We start from the raw sequence: 213 nt of genomic DNA, 5'->3' as shown, positions 1-213 counted from the left end.
GACCGGCGATGTTTTCGGCTCTTGTCGTTGTGACTGCGGTGAACAATTGGCTACGGCCATGACACAAATCAACAAAGAAGGTCGCGGGGTACTCCTGTATATGCGACAGGAAGGTCGCGGTATCGGCTTAATTAATAAATTAAAAGCCTACGCCCTCCAGGAACAGGGGTACGATACGGTAGAAGCCAACGAAAAATTGGGCTTTGCTCCCGA

At 50.2% G+C, this 213-nt stretch carries 1 pseudogene; it reads left to right on the top strand.

The window, feature by feature from the left end:
- Positions 1-213, top strand: a pseudogene (locus PGX78_RS09380) (bifunctional 3,4-dihydroxy-2-butanone-4-phosphate synthase/GTP cyclohydrolase II); the annotation flags it as partial.

The sequence above is a fragment of the Megasphaera sp. AF13-6AC genome (genome assembly GCF_027685385.1).
GTDB lineage: Bacteria > Bacillota > Negativicutes > Veillonellales > Megasphaeraceae > Megasphaera > Megasphaera micronuciformis.
The sequence above is the reverse complement of the archived record's forward strand: the minus strand, read 5'-3'. Positions and strand labels throughout refer to the sequence as shown.